Origin of the sequence: Streptomyces sp. NPDC088554 (assembly GCF_044752945.1) — a bacterium.
Lineage (GTDB): Bacteria > Actinomycetota > Actinomycetes > Streptomycetales > Streptomycetaceae > Streptomyces.
In genome coordinates this window covers 74882-90070 of the sequence record NZ_JBIVMF010000006.1, presented here as the reverse complement: position 1 = coordinate 90070, position 15189 = coordinate 74882, and the positions used below count along the sequence as shown (strand labels likewise).

Sequence of the window (15189 nt, the reverse complement as noted above, 5' to 3'; positions counted from 1 at the left end):
CCGCCAGCATTCAGTCCAGGAGATTCCGCAACCGTGGCTTCCACGAACGACCTCAAGAACGGCCTGGTACTCAAGCTCGACGGGGGCCAGCTCTGGTCCGTCGTCGAGTTCCAGCACGTCAAGCCCGGCAAGGGCCCGGCCTTTGTGCGTACCAAGCTGAAGAACGTGCTCTCCGGCAAGGTCGTCGACAAGACCTTCAACGCCGGTGTGAAGGTCGAGACGGCCACCGTCGACCGCCGTGACATGCAGTTCTCGTACATGGACGGCGAGTACTACGTCTTCATGGACATGGAGACGTACGACCAGCTCATGGTCGACCGCAAGGCAGTCGGCGACGCCGCCAACTATCTGATCGAGGGCTTCAAGGCCAGCGTCGCCACGCACGAGGGCGAGGTTCTCTACGTCGAGCTGCCCGCCGCCGTCGAGCTGACCATCCAGCAGACCGACCCCGGCGTCCAGGGCGACCGTTCGACCGGCGGCACCAAGCCGGCCACGCTGGAGACCGGTTACGAGATCGGCGTCCCGCTCTTCATCACCACCGGCGAGAAGATCAAGGTCGACACCCGCACCGGCGATTACCTCGGCCGGGTGAACAGCTAACCGTGGCTGCCCGGAGCAAGGCCCGCAAGCGCGCCTTCCAGATCCTCTTCGAGGCAGACCAGCGCGGGGAGTCCGTGGAGACGGTTCTCGCGGACTGGATTCGGCACTCGCGGAGCGACGACCGCCAGCCGCCCGTCGGTGAGTTCACGATGGTGCTGGTCGAGGGGTACGCGGAGTACGCGAACCGTATCGACGAGCTGATCTCCACCTATGCGACGGACTGGGATCTCGACCGGATGCCCGTCGCCGACCGGAACATCGTGCGGCTCGGCACGTACGAGCTGGTGTGGGAGGACGGGACCCCGGACGCGGTGGCGATCGACGAGGCGGTACAGCTCGCCAAGGAGTTCTCCACCGATGACTCCCCTGCCTTCGTCAACGGCCTGCTGGGCCGCTTCAAGAGCCTCAAGCCGAGCCTGCGCCGCGACGAGAGCGTCTGACAGGTTCTGAGTGTTCTGTCCTCACGTTCCCCCGGGCGGACCGGTCCCGGCCCGCCCGGGGGAACGTGAGGACACAGCGCCGGAGGGCGGACCCGTCCAACGACGGATCCGCCCTCCGGAGGTGACGTTTCTGCTGATCCGGGCCCGGCTCAGCCCTCGTCGTGGGCGACGGCGCGCCGCGCGTCCGCGTCCAGGACACCCCAGCTGATGAGCTGTTCGGTCAGGACCGACGGCGACTGGTCATAGATGACCGCCAGCGTGCGCAGATCGTCCTGGCGGATCGACAGCACCTTCCCGTTGTAGTCGCCGCGCTGGCTCTGGATCGTCGCCGCGTAGCGCTGGAGGGGGCCTGCCTTCTCCTGCGGCACATGGGCGAGCCGCTCCAGGTCGAGGACGAGCTTCGGCGGCGGCTCGGCTGCTCCGCCGGGCGTGGTGCCGGGAAGCAGCTCCTGCACCGGGACCCCATAGAAATCAGCCAGCTCGGCGAGGCGCTGCACCGTGACCGCACGGTCCCCGCGCTCGTACGAACCGACCACCACGGCCTTCCAACGGCCCTGGGACTTCTCCTCCACGCCATGGAGCGAGAGGCCCTGCTGGGTGCGGATGGCACGGAGTTTGGCCCCGAGCTGCTTTGCGTATTCGCTGGACATATAGCTCCCCGGACGAAGTCTGGTAACTCACTGTGAGGTTACGCAGCGTTACTTGGATGCGTCAAGCCGAACGAGAGTGGAAAGGTCCACATCCGGCTCCGTACCGCCCTGTGTACCGCGCTCCGGTGGGGGGTGGGGCCGGGAGGGGCGCGGACGTCCTGCTAGCCTGGGTGGCGTAATTTCAGCATTCCGGCATTTTTCGACGTCCTTTAAGATCCGTCCCGTGAGGCGGAGAAGGAGGTCCGTTTTCTATGGACACCAGCGGTACCCCCGACAGCCCCAGCACCACGGATGACCCCGGCGGCGCGGCACGCGCCGTCCTGGAGGCCCCCGACATCGCGCGGGTCCTGACCCGTATCGCCCACGAGATCGTCGAACGCGCCAAGGGCGCCGACGACGTGGTGCTCCTCGGCATTCCGACCCGGGGCGTCTTCCTGGCCCGCAGACTGGCCGAAAAGCTCGCGGGGATCACCGGGCGCGTCATCCCGGTCGGCTCCCTCGACATCACCATGTACCGCGACGACCTGCGGCTGCGGCCCGCCCGCGCGCTGGCCCGCACCGACATCCCCGGCGACGGCATCGACGGCAGGCTCGTCATCCTCGTCGACGACGTGCTCTTCTCCGGCCGTACGATCCGCGCCGCCCTGGACGCGCTCGGCGACATCGGGCGCCCCCGGGCCGTACAGCTCGCGGTCCTCGTCGACCGGGGCCACCGCGAGCTGCCGATCCGCGCCGACTACGTCGGCAAGAACCTCCCCACCTCCCTGCGGGAGACCGTCAAGGTCCAGCTCGCCGAGGAGGACGGCCGGGACACCGTGCTGCTCGGCCTCCAGCGGCCCGGCGAGCGGTAGCGCACCGACCCGCTCCCCCGCCGCCGTCCCGTAACGGATGCGTCCGTGCGCCCGCACGCCCGCACATCCCACACACCGGAGCACTCTCCCGATGCTGCGTCTCCCCGGGGCAAGCCCCCGTACACCCGGCCACCTCATCTCCGCAGGCGACCTCAGCCGTGACGAGGCCGTGCTGATCCTCGACACCGCCGAGGAGATGGCCCGGGTCGCCGACCGGCCCATCAAGAAGCTGCCGACCCTGCGCGGCCGTACGGTCGTCAACCTCTTCTTCGAGGACTCGACCCGCACCCGCATCTCCTTCGAGGCCGCCGCCAAGCGGCTGTCGGCCGATGTCATCAACTTCTCCGCCAAGGGCTCGTCCGTCTCCAAGGGCGAGTCGCTCAAGGACACCGCCCTGACCCTGGAGGCGATGGGCGCGGACGCCGTCGTCATCCGGCACGGCGCCTCCGGGGCGCCCTACCGGCTCGCCACCTCCGGCTGGATCGACGGCGCCGTCGTCAACGCGGGTGACGGCACCCACGAGCACCCGACCCAGGCGCTGCTCGATGCCTTCACCCTGCGCCGCCGGCTGGTCGGCGCGGACGCGGGCATCGGGCGCGATCTGGAGGGCCGGCGGGTCACGATCGTCGGCGACGTGCTGCACAGCCGGGTCGCCCGCTCCAACGTCCTGCTGCTGCACACCCTCGGCGCCCAGGTCACCCTGGTCGCCCCGCCCACCCTCGTCCCCATCGGGGTCGAGAAGTGGCCGTGCGAGGTCAGCTACGATCTCGACCGGGTCCTGCCCGGCTCCGACGCCGTGATGATGCTGCGGGTCCAGCGCGAACGGATGAACGCCGCGTTCTTCCCGACCGAGCGCGAGTACTCCCGCCGCTACGGCCTCAACGGCGACCGCATGGGACGGATGCCCGAGACGTCCGTCGTGATGCACCCCGGCCCGATGAACCGCGGCATGGAGATCACCGCCGAGGTCGCCGACTCCGACCGCTGCACGGCCGTCGAGCAGGTCGCCAACGGGGTGTCGATCCGGATGGCCGTGCTCTATCTGCTGCTGGGCGGCAACGAGCCCGCCGTCACCACGTCCCGTACCGAGGAGAGCAAGTAATCATGAGCAAGATCCTGATCCGGGGCGCGAAGATCCTCGGCGGCGAGGCACGGGACGTACTGATCGACGGCGAGACCATCGAAGCGGTGGGTACGGGCCTGACGGCCGACGGCGCCACCGTCGTCGAGGCGGCCGGCCTGATCCTGCTGCCCGGCCTGGTCGATCTGCACACCCATCTGCGCGAGCCCGGCCGCGAGGACTCCGAGACCGTTCTGACCGGCACGAAGGCCGCCGCCGTGGGCGGCTTCACCGCCGTCCACGCCATGGCCAACACCTTCCCCGTCGCCGACACCGCCGGAGTGGTCGAACAGGTCTGGCGGCTCGGCCGGGAGTCCGGCTACTGCGACGTCCAGCCGATCGGCGCCGTCACCGTCGGGCTGGAGGGCAAGCAGCTCGCCGAGCTGGGCGCCATGCACGACTCCGCCGCGAACGTGCGCGTCTTCTCCGACGACGGCAAGTGCGTCGACGACGCGGTGATCATGCGCCGGGCGCTGGAGTACGTGAAGGCCTTCGACGGCGTCGTCGCCCAGCACGCCCAGGAGCCGAGGCTCACCGAGGGCGCCCAGATGAACGAGGGCGTCGTCTCGGCCGAGCTGGGGCTCGGCGGCTGGCCCGCGGTGGCCGAGGAGTCGATCATCGCCCGCGATGTGCTGCTGGCCGCCCACGTCGGCTCCCGCGTCCATATCTGCCATCTCTCCACGGCGGGCTCGGTCGACCTGGTCCGCTGGGCGAAGTCCAAGGGCTGGAACGTCACCGCCGAGGTCACCCCGCACCACCTCCTGCTCACCGACGAGCTGGTCCGGTCGTACAACCCGGTCTACAAGGTGAACCCGCCGCTGCGCACCGAGGCCGATGTGCTGGCCCTGCGCGCGGCCCTGGCGGACGGCACGATCGACTGCGTGGCCACCGACCACGCGCCCCACCCGCACGAGGACAAGGACTGCGAGTGGGCCGCCGCCGCCATGGGCATGGTGGGGCTGGAGACCGCTCTGTCGGTGGTCCAGGAGACGATGGTCGACACCGGACTGCTGGACTGGGCGGGCGTCGCGGACCGGATGTCGGTCCGCCCGGCGCGCATCGGCCGGCTCGACGGCCACGGCCGTCCCGTCTCGGCAGGCGAGCCCGCCAACCTCACCCTGGTCGATCCGGCATACCGTGGTGCAGTGGACCCCGCGGGCTTCGCCTCCCGCAGCCGCAACACCCCGTACGAGGGCCGTGAGCTGCCGGGACGTGTGACCCACACCTTCCTGCGGGGCCGGGCCACGGTCATCGACGGGAATCTGGTGTGAGTGAAGTGACACAGGTGACAAGCGCGAAGTTCTTCCTTCCGCTGGCCGCCGAACAGAAATCGGCGGACGTGACGGACTGGGCGGCCAGGATCGGCTGGGTCGTCGGTCTGCTGCTCTTCGTCGTGTTCGTCTACTGGCTGATGCGCCAGGGCTGGAAATGGCGCGGCAGTCTCCAGTCGGACCTGCCGGAGCTGCCCACCGCTCCCGAGGACCCCGGCGCGCCGAAGCTGCCCCTCCTCACCGGCCGGTACCACGGCTCCACGACCGCCGGGCAGTGGCTCGACCGGATCGTCGCCCATGGCCTCGGTGCCCGCAGCCGGGTGCAGCTGACGCTCACCGACGCCGGACTGGACGTGGTACGCCCCGGGGCGAACGACTTCTTCGTCCCGGCCGGACAGCTGAGCGAGGCCCGGCTCGACAAGGGCATCGCGGGCAAGGTCCTGGCCGAGGGCGGTCTGCTGATCGTCACCTGGCGCCACGGCGACAAGCTGATCGACTCGGGCTTCCGCGCGGACCGCTCGGCCGACCACGCCGCCTGGGCCGACGCCATCAACTCCATGAACCACTTGATCACGACGGAAGGCCCCGCACGATGACCACCTCCACCCGGGGAACCGCCCGCCCCAAGGCGTCTCCCGCCGTACTCGTCCTGGAGGACGGCCGCAGCTTCCGCGGCCGTGCCTACGGGGCCGTGGGGGAGACCTTCGGCGAGGCGGTGTTCTCCACCGGCATGACCGGCTACCAGGAGACCCTCACCGACCCCTCCTACCACCGCCAGGTCGTCGTGATGACCGCCCCGCACATCGGCAACACCGGCGTCAACGACGAGGACGCCGAGTCCCGGCGGATCTGGGTCTCCGGCTATGTCGTACGCGACCCCGCCCGCACCCCGTCCAACTGGCGCTCGCGCCGGTCGCTCGACGACGAACTCGTCGCCCAGGGCGTCGTCGGCATCAGCGGCATCGACACCCGCGCGCTCACCCGCCATCTGCGCGAGCGCGGCGCGATGCGCGTCGGGATCTTCTCCGGCGCGTCGCTGGCCGACCCGGCGACCCTGCTCGCCCGGGTCCAGCAGGCCCCCGAGATGGCCGGCGCCGACCTCTCCGCCGAGGTCTCGACCACCGAGGCGTACGTCGTCCCCGCGATCGGCGCCAAGAAGTTCACCGTCGCCGCCCTCGACCTGGGCATCAAGGGCATGACCCCGCACCGGATGGCCGAGCGCGGCATCGAGGTGCACGTCCTGCCCGCGACCGCCACCCTCGACGAGGTGTACGCGACCGCCCCCGACGGGGTCTTCCTCTCCAACGGCCCCGGCGACCCCGCCACCGCCGACCTCACCGTCGTCAAGGGCGTCCTGGAGCGCGGCACCCCGCTCTTCGGGATCTGCTTCGGAAACCAGCTGCTCGGGCGGGCGCTCGGCTTCGGCACGTACAAGCTGAAGTACGGCCACCGCGGTATCAATCAGCCGGTGCAGGAACGAGACGCCGACGGCAATTGGGGAAAGGTCGAGGTCACCGCGCACAACCACGGATTCGCCGTCGACGCCCCGCTCGACCGGGTCTCCGACACCCCCTACGGCCGCGCCGAGGTCTCCCACGTCTGCCTCAACGACCAGGTGGTGGAGGGGCTGCGGCTGCTCGACCGGCCGGTCTTCAGCGTCCAGTACCACCCCGAGGCGGCCGCGGGCCCGCACGACGCCGCGTACCTCTTCGACCGCTTCGTACAGCTTATGGAGGACCAGCGTGCCTAAGCGCACCGATATCCAGTCCGTCCTGGTCATCGGTTCAGGACCGATCGTCATCGGCCAGGCCGCTGAATTCGACTACTCCGGGACCCAGGCCTGCCGCGTCCTCAGGTCCGAGGGCCTGCGCGTCATCCTGGTCAACTCCAATCCGGCCACGATCATGACCGACCCGGAGATCGCCGACGCCACCTACGTCGAGCCGATCACCCCCGAGTTCGTCGAGAAGATCATCGCCAAGGAGCGCCCCGACGCGCTGCTGCCCACCCTCGGTGGCCAGACCGCGCTCAACACCGCGATCTCGCTCCACGAGTCGGGCACCCTCGACAAGTACGGCGTCGAGCTGATCGGCGCCAATGTCGAGGCGATCAACAAGGGCGAGGACCGCGATCTCTTCAAGGAGGTCGTCAGGGCCGTCCACGCGAAGATCGGCCACGGCGAGTCCGCCCGCTCGGTCATCTGCCACACCATGGACGACGTCCTGGGCGGTGTCGAGACGCTCGGCGGCTACCCCGTCGTCGTACGTCCCTCCTTCACCATGGGCGGCGCCGGCTCCGGTTTCGCCCACAACGAGGAGGACCTGCGCCGGATCGCCGGACAGGGCCTGATGCTCTCCCCGACCACCGAGGTGCTCCTGGAGGAGTCCATCCTCGGCTGGAAGGAGTACGAGCTGGAGCTGATGCGCGACAAGCACGACAACGTCGTGGTCGTCTGCTCCATCGAGAACTTCGACCCGATGGGCGTGCACACCGGCGACTCGATCACCGTCGCCCCCGCCATGACGCTCACCGACCGGGAGTACCAGATCCTGCGGGACGTCGGCATCGCCGTCATCCGCGAGGTCGGCGTCGACACCGGCGGCTGCAACATCCAGTTCGCGATCAACCCCGACGACGGCCGCGTCATCGTCATCGAGATGAATCCGCGCGTCTCCCGCTCCTCCGCGCTCGCCTCCAAGGCCACCGGCTTCCCGATCGCCAAGATCGCCGCCAGGCTCGCGGTCGGCTACACGCTGGACGAGATCCCCAACGACATCACCGAGAAGACCCCGGCCTCCTTCGAGCCCACCCTCGACTACGTCGTCGTCAAGGTGCCGCGCTTCGCCTTCGAGAAGTTCCCGGCCGCCGACGCCAGCCTCACCACCACCATGAAGTCGGTCGGCGAGGCCATGGCCATCGGCCGCAACTTCACCGAGGCGCTCCAGAAGGCCCTGCGCTCGCTGGAGAAGGCCGGCAGCCAGTTCACCTTCACGGGCGACCCCGGGGCCAAGGACGCGCTGCTGGAGACCGCCAAGGTCCCCACCGACGGCCGGATCAACACCGTCATGCAGGCGATGCGCGCCGGGGCCACCCCCGAGGAGGTCTTCGACGCCACGAAGATCGACCCGTGGTTCGTCGACCAGCTGTTCCTGATCAAGGAGTACGCGGACGAGCTGGCCGCCGCCGACAAGCTCGACCCCGAGCTGCTCGCCGAGGCCAAGCGGCACGGCTTCTCGGACGCGCAGATCGCCGGGATCCGCGGGCTGCGCGAGGACGTCGTACGCGAGGTACGGCACGCGCTGGGCATCCGGCCCGTCTACAAGACGGTGGACACCTGCGCCGCCGAGTTCGCGGCGAAGACGCCGTACTTCTACTCCTCGTACGACGAGGAGAGCGAGGTCGCCCCGCGCGAGAAGCCCGCGGTGATCATCCTGGGCTCCGGGCCCAACCGGATCGGCCAGGGCATCGAGTTCGACTACTCCTGCGTCCACGCCTCCTTCGCGCTCAGCGACGCGGGCTACGAGACGGTGATGGTCAACTGCAACCCGGAGACCGTCTCCACCGACTACGACACCTCCGACCGGCTCTACTTCGAGCCGCTCACCCTGGAGGACGTCCTGGAGATCGTGCACGCCGAGACCCTGGCGGGCCCGATCGCCGGGGTCATCGTCCAGCTCGGCGGCCAGACCCCGCTGGGCCTCGCCCAGGCGCTCAAGGACAACGGCGTACCGGTCGTCGGCACGCCCCCCGAGGCGATCCACGCCGCCGAGGACCGCGGCGCCTTCGGCCGGGTCCTCGCCGAGGCCGGGCTGCCCGCGCCCAAGCACGGCACCGCCACCACCTTCGCCGAGGCCAAGGCCATCGCCGACGAGATCGGCTACCCCGTCCTCGTCCGCCCGTCGTACGTCCTCGGCGGACGCGGGATGGAGATCGTGTACGAGGAGACCCGGCTCTCCTCGTACATCGCCGAGTCCACCGAGATCAGCCCCACCCGGCCGGTCCTGGTGGACCGCTTCCTCGACGACGCCATCGAGATCGACGTGGACGCGCTCTACGACGGCACCGAGCTGTACCTCGGCGGCGTCATGGAGCACATCGAGGAGGCCGGTATCCACTCCGGTGACTCGGCGTGCGCCCTGCCCCCGATCACCCTGGGCGGCTTCGACATCAAGCGGCTGCGCGCCTCCACCGAGGCCATCGCGCGCGGGGTCGGCGTCCGCGGGCTGATCAACATCCAGTTCGCGATGGCCGGTGACATCCTGTACGTCCTGGAGGCCAACCCGCGCGCCTCCCGTACGGTCCCCTTCACCTCCAAGGCGACCGCCGTACCGCTGGCCAAGGCCGCCGCCCGGATCTCGCTCGGCGCCACCGTCGCGGAGCTGCGCGCGGAGGGGCTGCTGCCGGCCCAGGGCGACGGCGGCACCCTGCCGCTGGACGCGCCGATCTCCGTCAAGGAGGCCGTGATGCCGTGGTCGCGCTTCCGCGACATCCACGGCCGCGGGGTGGACACCGTCCTCGGCCCGGAGATGCGCTCCACCGGCGAGGTCATGGGCATCGACTCCGCCTTCGGCACGGCGTACGCCAAGTCGCAGGCCGGGGCGTACGGGCCGCTGCCCACCAAGGGACGCGCCTTCATCTCCGTCGCCAACCGCGACAAGCGCTCGATGATCTTCCCGGCGCGCGAGCTGGTCGGCCACGGCTTCGAGCTGCTCGCCACCTCCGGCACCGCCGAGGTCCTCAAGCGCAACGGCATCAACGCCGCCGTCGTACGCAAGCAGAGCGAGGGCGAGGGCCCGAACGGCGAGAAGACCGTCGTCCAGCTGATCCACGACGGAGAGGTCGACCTCATCGTCAACACGCCGTACGGCACCGGCGGCCGGCTCGACGGCTACGACATCCGCACGGCGGCCGTGGCGCGCGGCGTCCCGTGCCTGACGACGGTCCAGGCGCTGGCCGCCGCCGTCCAGGGCATCGACGCACTCAAACACGGCGACGTGGGCGTGTGCTCCCTCCAGGAACACGCGGAACGGCTGACCGCGGCCCGCCAGGACTAAGACGGACCGGCGCATGGGGCCCCGCGACGCCGCCCCCGTGCGCCGGTCCGCCTCCATCACTCCGACGAGGGGGACACCGGATGCGGTGTCCCCCTCGTCATGAGGTCCCAGAGGACAAAACACCCCATGTACAAGCTCTTCTTCCGACTGGTCTTCCGGCGGATGGACGCCGAACGTGCCCACCGGCTGGCCTTCCGGTGGATCCGGCTCGCCGCCCGGATCCCCGTTCTGCGCGTCTTCGTCGCGGCCGCCCTCGCCCCCCGCCACAGGGAACTGCGCACCGAGGCCTTCGGGCTGCGGATGCACGGGCCCTTCGGGCTCGCCGCGGGCTTCGACAAGAACGCCGTGGCGATCGACGGCCTGTCCATGCTCGGCTTCGACCACATCGAGATCGGTACGGTCACCGGCGAGCCGCAGTCCGGCAACCCGCCCAAGCGGCTCTTCCGGCTCGTGGCGGACCGCGCGCTCATCAACCGGATGGGCTTCAACAACGAGGGCTCCGCGGCCGTGGCGGCCCGGCTGGGGGCCCGCAAGGCCGTCTTCAGGACCACCGTCGGCGTCAACATCGGCAAGACCAAGGTCGTCCCGGAGAGCGAAGCGGTCGGCGACTACGTCCTGTCGACCGAACGGCTGGCCCGGCACGCCGACTACCTCGTCGTCAACGTCAGCTCGCCCAACACCCCCGGGCTGCGCAGCCTCCAGGCCGTCGACCAGCTGAGGCCGCTGCTCACCGCCGTACGGGAAGCCGCCGACCGTACCGTCACCGACCGCAGGGTCCCGCTCCTCGTCAAGATCGCGCCCGACCTCGCGGACGAGGACGTCGACGCCGTCGCCGACCTCGCCGTGGAACTCGGCCTGGACGGCATCATCGCCACCAACACCACCATCGCCCGCGCCTCCCTCGGCCTCGTCTCCGCCCCCGCCCTGACGGCCGAGACCGGCGGACTGTCCGGCGCGCCCCTCAAGGCGCGCTCCCTGGAGGTCCTGCGCAGGCTGTACGCGCGCGTGGGCGACCGGATCACCCTGGTCGGGGTCGGCGGCATCGAGAACGCCGAGGACGCCTGGCAGCGCATCCTCGCGGGCGCCACCCTGATCCAGGGCTACAGCGCCTTCGTCTACGAGGGCCCGTTCTGGAGCCGCTCCCTGCACAAGGGGCTCGCCGCGCGCCTGGCGGTCAGCCCGTACCGCACCCTCGCCGAGGCAGTCGGCGCGGACACCCGGAAGGTGACCTCATGACCCCCTTCGGCACCCGCCTGCGCCACGCCATGGACACCCGGGGCCCGCTCTGTGTCGGCATCGACCCGCACAGCTCGCTGCTGACGGACTGGGGCCTCGGCGACGACATCGCGGGCCTCGAACGCTTTACCCGTACGGTCGTGGAGGCGCTGGCCGACCGGGTGGCCGTGCTCAAGCCGCAGTCCGCGTTCTTCGAGCGCTTCGGGTCGCGCGGCATCGCCGTACTGGAACGGGCCGTCGAGGAGGCGCGGGCAGCCGGTGCGCTGGTCCTGATGGACGCCAAGCGCGGCGACATCGGCTCGACCATGGGCGCGTACGCGGCGGCCTATCTGGACCCGTCGTCGCCGCTCTTCTCGGACGCGGTCACCCTCTCGCCGTACCTCGGCTTCGGCTCGCTGCGCCCGGCGCTGGACGCGGCGGCTGCTGCCGGCTCGGGGGTCTTCGTCCTCGCGCTGACCTCCAACCCGGAGGGCGCCGAGGTGCAGCGCGCCACGGCGGCGGACGGCAGGTCCCTCGCGCGGGTGATGCTCGACCATCTGGCGGCGGAGAACGCGGGCGCGGCCCCGCTCGGCTCGGCGGGCGCGGTCGTCGGCGCGACGCTCGGCGCGCCGGGCGTGGACCTGGCGATCAACGGGCCGCTGCTGGCCCCGGGGATCGGCGCGCAGGGCGCGACCCCGGCCGATCTGCCCCAGGTGTTCGGCGCGGCGGCCGGCAACGTGGTCCCGAGCGTCAGCCGGGGCGTCCTGCGGCACGGTCCCGACACCGGCGCCCTGCGGGAGGCCGCGCTGCGGCTGGCCGACGAGGTACGGGCGGCGGTCGACGGGGGCGCGAAGGGGCTCGCGGGTGAGTGAAGAGGCTCACGGGGTGACTTTCGGCGACGCGTGAGGACAAGGGTGTCCGGGATCCTGTCCAAAAATTTGGGCAAAACATCTCAAATCTTACCGATGGTAGATGCTGACCAGGACTTTTCGTCTGTTCTCGCTGACTCGGGCGGACTTGGCCGCTAGTCTCCGTCGAGAGCCAACGTGCAGCCCTTGCCCGTTGCTCGCCTGGGTGTGGGGCGATTAGCTTCCTCACCGGTCCGTATCCGACAGTTCGACATCCGAGGTGACGTAGGCGTGGCTCTTCCGCCCCTTACCCCTGAACAGCGCGCAGCCGCGCTCGAAAAGGCCGCCGCGGCTCGCCGGGAGCGGGCCGAGGTCAAGAATCGACTCAAGCACTCCGGTGCGTCCCTTCATGACGTGATCAAGCAGGGTCGGGAGAACGACGTCATCGGGAAGATGAAGGTCTCCGCCCTGCTCGAATCGCTGCCCGGCGTGGGCAAGGTCCGCGCCAAGCAGATCATGGAGCGGCTGGGTATTTCCGAAAGCCGCCGCGTCCGCGGTCTCGGCTCCAACCAGATCGCGTCCCTGGAGCGCGAGTTCGGCGGCAAGGCCGCCTGACGTTCCCGGGCACTCCCGGGAACCTGGATAATCGCTGCATGGCAGCAGAGGCACGACCGCGGCTGACCGTGCTCTCCGGCCCCTCCGGGGTCGGTAAGAGCACGGTCGTCGCCCATATGCGCAAGGTCCACCCCGAGGTATGGCTCTCGGTGTCGGCCACCACGAGAAAACCGCGCCCCGGCGAGCGCCACGGCGTCCAGTACTTCTTCGTCTCCGACGACGAGTTCGACAAGCTGGTCGCCAACGGCGAGCTGCTGGAATGGGCGGAGTTCGCGGGCAATCGCTACGGCACCCCGCGTCAGGCGGTCCTCGACCGGCTGACGGCGGGTGAGCCCGTACTCCTGGAGATCGATCTCCAGGGTGCCCGGCAGGTCAAGGAATCGATGCCCGAGTCGCGGCTGGTCTTCCTGGCCCCCCCGAGCTGGGACGAGCTGGTCCGCCGGCTCACCGGGCGGGGCACCGAATCGGCCGAGGTGATCGAGCGCCGGCTGGACGCGGCCAAGGTGGAACTGGCGGCCGAGTCGGAGTTCGATACGACGCTGGTCAACACCTCCGTCGAGGATGTGGCGCGTGAGCTGCTAGCCTTGATGGCAGTTGCTTGACTCAGCGTTATTAGCGTTTCAGCATTTTCTGTAGTTCCCTGAATTTTCTTCGGAAGGCAAGAGAGTGTCCTCTTCCATCACCGCGCCCGAGGGCATCATCAACCCGCCGATCGATGAGCTGCTTGAGGCCACGGACTCCAAGTACAGCCTCGTGATCTACGCGGCCAAGCGCGCGCGCCAGATCAACGCGTACTACTCGCAGCTCGGTGAGGGCCTGCTTGAGTACGTCGGTCCGCTGGTGGACACCCACGTCCACGAGAAGCCGCTCTCGATCGCCCTGCGTGAGATCAACGCGGGTCTGCTGACCTCCGAGGCCATCGAGGGCCCGGCCCAGTAGGCGGCACACGCACTTTCACCACAGGCCCGGCGGCGCGACCGCCGGGCCTGTGGTGTGTCATGGGGATGTACGGCACGGGTTCGTTACGGCACGGGTTCGTTCGCGAAGGGGAGACGTGGTGGAGAAGGTCAGTGGCGTGGGCGGGGCGGACCGGCCGAAGGTCGTGCTGGGGGTCGCGGGTGGCATCGCCGCGTACAAGGCGTGCGAGCTGCTGCGGCGGCTCACCGAGTCCGGCCACGACGTACGGGTCGTACCGACCGGGTCGGCGCTCCACTTCGTGGGGGCCGCGACCTGGTCGGCGCTCTCCGGCCACCCGGTGTCCACCGAGGTCTGGACCGATGTCCACGAGGTGCCGCACGTACGGACCGGCCAGGCCGCCGAGCTGGTGATCGTCGCCCCGGCCACCGCCGACCTGCTGGCGAAGGCGGCGCACGGCCTCGCCGACGACCTGCTCACCAATACGCTGCTGACCGCGCGCTGTCCGGTCGTCTTCGCGCCCGCCATGCACACCGAGATGTGGGAGCACCCGGCCACCCAGGAGAACGTGGCGACCCTGCGCCGCCGGGGCGCCGTCGTCATCGAGCCCGCCGTGGGCAGGCTGACCGGGGCCGACACCGGCAAGGGCCGGCTGCCCGACCCGGGCGAGATCTTCGAGGTCTGCCGCCGGGTGCTGGCGCGCGGGGCGGTCCGCCCCGATCTGGCCGGGCGCCATGTCGTGATCAGCGCGGGCGGTACGCGTGAGCCGCTGGACCCCGTGCGCTATCTGGGCAACCGCTCCTCCGGGAAGCAGGGGTACGCCCTGGCCCGTACGGCGGCGGCACGGGGGGCGCGGGTCACCCTGATCGAGGCCAACACGGGGATGGCCGACCCGGCGGGCGTCGACGTGGTCCATGTCGGCACGGCGATGCAGCTGCGCGAAGCCGTACTGAAGGCCGTCGCCGTCGCCGACGCCGTGGTCATGGCGGCGGCCGTCGCCGACTTCCGGCCGCTCGTCCACGCCGCGGGCAAGATCAAGAAGAAGGACGGCGAGGAGCCCGCGCCCCTCGCGCTGGTCCGCAATCCGGACATCCTCGCCGAGATCTCGGCCGAGCGGGCCCGCCCCGGCCAGGTGGTCGTCGGCTTCGCCGCGGAGACGGACGACGTTCTGGCCAACGGGCGGACAAAACTCCGGCGCAAGGGCTGTGACCTGCTGGTCGTCAATGAGGTCGGGGAGCGGAAGACCTTCGGCGCCGAGGAGAACGAGGCGGTCGTCCTCGCCTCGGACGGCGGCGAGACCCCCGTACCGTACGGGCCGAAGGAGGCCCTGGCGGATGTGGTCTGGGACCTGGTGGCACCGAGGCTCTCCCGGGACGGGGACTGAGCGGGGCGCCGTGTGAATTCAGCGCTGCGCGTTATTTTTCACACGAGGGAATAGTTCGTCCTTTGGTGGCGCGGAATCGGGTGAAATTCGGCAAGAGTGCCTCTGGCCAGGCACGATCACGGTGTCGCATAATGCAGTCGTCGGGTCACCGGGGCGCCCAAAGATCGAGAACTTGCCCCCACGACCACGACGCGACCGATAAAGTGGTCGTGGATCGTCGCGGGGC

The 15189-nt window shown here is 70.1% G+C and carries 15 protein-coding genes; 14 read left to right on the top strand and 1 reads right to left on the bottom strand.

The genetic code is table 11. From position 1 onward, the window contains the following. Nucleotides 1-33: 33 nt before the first annotated feature. Both efp and nusB read left to right on the top strand, forming a co-directional pair. Nucleotides 34-600, top strand: coding sequence for an elongation factor P (gene efp, locus ACIP8W_RS09280; RefSeq protein WP_401949722.1), 567 nt, complete (start codon nt 34-36; stop codon nt 598-600). 2 nt (nt 601-602) lie between these two features. After that, complete coding sequence (gene nusB, locus ACIP8W_RS09275; protein WP_401949719.1) at nt 603-1040, top strand: transcription antitermination factor NusB; 438 nt, start codon at nt 603-605, stop codon at nt 1038-1040. A 149-nt stretch (nt 1041-1189) separates the two neighbouring features. Here nusB and bldD read toward each other — a convergent pair whose 3' ends face one another. Further along, on the bottom strand, nt 1190-1690 hold the full coding sequence (bldD, locus tag ACIP8W_RS09270; protein ID WP_023542978.1) for a transcriptional regulator BldD: 501 nt from the start codon (nt 1688-1690) through the stop codon (nt 1190-1192). 251 nt (nt 1691-1941) lie between these two features. On the opposite strand from bldD, the gene pyrR reads away from it, so the two are divergent. The 12 genes from pyrR (at nt 1942) to coaBC (ending at nt 14963) form a co-directional block, all read left to right on the top strand. Beyond that, nucleotides 1942-2541, top strand: coding sequence for a bifunctional pyr operon transcriptional regulator/uracil phosphoribosyltransferase PyrR (gene pyrR / locus ACIP8W_RS09265; RefSeq protein ID WP_401949716.1), 600 nt, complete (start codon nt 1942-1944; stop codon nt 2539-2541). A gap of 91 nt (nt 2542-2632) precedes the next feature. Next, nucleotides 2633-3643, top strand: coding sequence for an aspartate carbamoyltransferase catalytic subunit (locus tag ACIP8W_RS09260; protein WP_401949713.1), 1011 nt, complete (start codon nt 2633-2635; stop codon nt 3641-3643). Nucleotides 3644-3645: 2 nt separating this feature from the next. Then, a complete protein-coding gene (locus tag ACIP8W_RS09255) occupies nt 3646-4932 on the top strand; it encodes a dihydroorotase (protein WP_401949710.1) in 1287 nt (428 codons plus the stop codon). 5 nt (nt 4933-4937) lie between these two features. Further along, nucleotides 4938-5528 (top strand): hypothetical protein, encoded by a 591-nt coding sequence (locus ACIP8W_RS09250; RefSeq protein ID WP_401950436.1) that lies wholly within the window; start codon nt 4938-4940, stop codon nt 5526-5528. Then, entirely contained in the window at nt 5525-6682 is a 1158-nt protein-coding gene (gene carA, locus ACIP8W_RS09245) for a glutamine-hydrolyzing carbamoyl-phosphate synthase small subunit (RefSeq protein WP_401949707.1), read from the top strand. The genes ACIP8W_RS09250 and carA overlap by 4 nt, the downstream gene beginning before the upstream one ends. After that, a complete protein-coding gene (gene carB / locus ACIP8W_RS09240; protein WP_401949704.1) occupies nt 6675-9986 on the top strand; it encodes a carbamoyl-phosphate synthase large subunit in 3312 nt (1103 codons plus the stop codon). Before carA ends, carB begins: the two co-directional genes overlap by 8 nt. 126 nt (nt 9987-10112) lie before the next feature. After that, nucleotides 10113-11222, top strand: a complete 1110-nt coding sequence (locus ACIP8W_RS09235; RefSeq protein ID WP_401949701.1) for a quinone-dependent dihydroorotate dehydrogenase — start codon at nt 10113-10115, stop codon at nt 11220-11222. Then, nucleotides 11219-12073: an orotidine-5'-phosphate decarboxylase gene (pyrF, locus tag ACIP8W_RS09230; protein WP_401949698.1), complete on the top strand. Its 855-nt coding sequence runs from the start codon at nt 11219-11221 to the stop codon at nt 12071-12073. Before ACIP8W_RS09235 ends, pyrF begins: the two co-directional genes overlap by 4 nt. Before the next feature lie 267 nt (nt 12074-12340). Next, nucleotides 12341-12664, top strand: a complete 324-nt coding sequence (locus ACIP8W_RS09225) for an integration host factor (RefSeq protein WP_401949695.1) — start codon at nt 12341-12343, stop codon at nt 12662-12664. A 38-nt stretch (nt 12665-12702) separates the two neighbouring features. Further along, the gene (gene gmk, locus ACIP8W_RS09220) at nt 12703-13266 is read left to right on the top strand and encodes a guanylate kinase (protein WP_401949692.1); all 564 of its coding nucleotides are present in this window, start codon (nt 12703-12705) and stop codon (nt 13264-13266) included. Between the two features lie 64 nt (nt 13267-13330). Then, nucleotides 13331-13603, top strand: coding sequence for a DNA-directed RNA polymerase subunit omega (rpoZ, locus tag ACIP8W_RS09215; RefSeq protein WP_005319902.1), 273 nt, complete (start codon nt 13331-13333; stop codon nt 13601-13603). 118 nt (nt 13604-13721) lie between these two features. Further along, on the top strand, nt 13722-14963 hold the full coding sequence (coaBC, locus tag ACIP8W_RS09210; protein ID WP_402202513.1) for a bifunctional phosphopantothenoylcysteine decarboxylase/phosphopantothenate--cysteine ligase CoaBC: 1242 nt from the start codon (nt 13722-13724) through the stop codon (nt 14961-14963). Nucleotides 14964-15189: the final 226 nt, after the last annotated feature.

Excerpts from the sequence above, each read along its gene's own strand:
- ACIP8W_RS09255 (WP_401949710.1), top strand. The coding sequence starts at position 3,646 with ATGAGCAAGATCCTGATCCGGGGCGCGAAGATCCTCGGCGGCGAGGCA.
- gmk (WP_401949692.1), top strand. The coding sequence starts at position 12,703 with ATGGCAGCAGAGGCACGACCGCGGCTGACCGTGCTCTCCGGCCCCTCC.
- pyrF (WP_401949698.1), top strand. The coding sequence starts at position 11,219 with ATGACCCCCTTCGGCACCCGCCTGCGCCACGCCATGGACACCCGGGGC.
- ACIP8W_RS09260 (WP_401949713.1), top strand. The coding sequence starts at position 2,633 with ATGCTGCGTCTCCCCGGGGCAAGCCCCCGTACACCCGGCCACCTCATC.
- pyrR (WP_401949716.1), top strand. The coding sequence starts at position 1,942 with ATGGACACCAGCGGTACCCCCGACAGCCCCAGCACCACGGATGACCCC.
- carA (WP_401949707.1), top strand. The coding sequence starts at position 5,525 with ATGACCACCTCCACCCGGGGAACCGCCCGCCCCAAGGCGTCTCCCGCC.
- ACIP8W_RS09235 (WP_401949701.1), top strand. The coding sequence starts at position 10,113 with ATGTACAAGCTCTTCTTCCGACTGGTCTTCCGGCGGATGGACGCCGAA.
- bldD (WP_023542978.1), bottom strand. The coding sequence starts at position 1,690 with ATGTCCAGCGAATACGCAAAGCAGCTCGGGGCCAAACTCCGTGCCATC.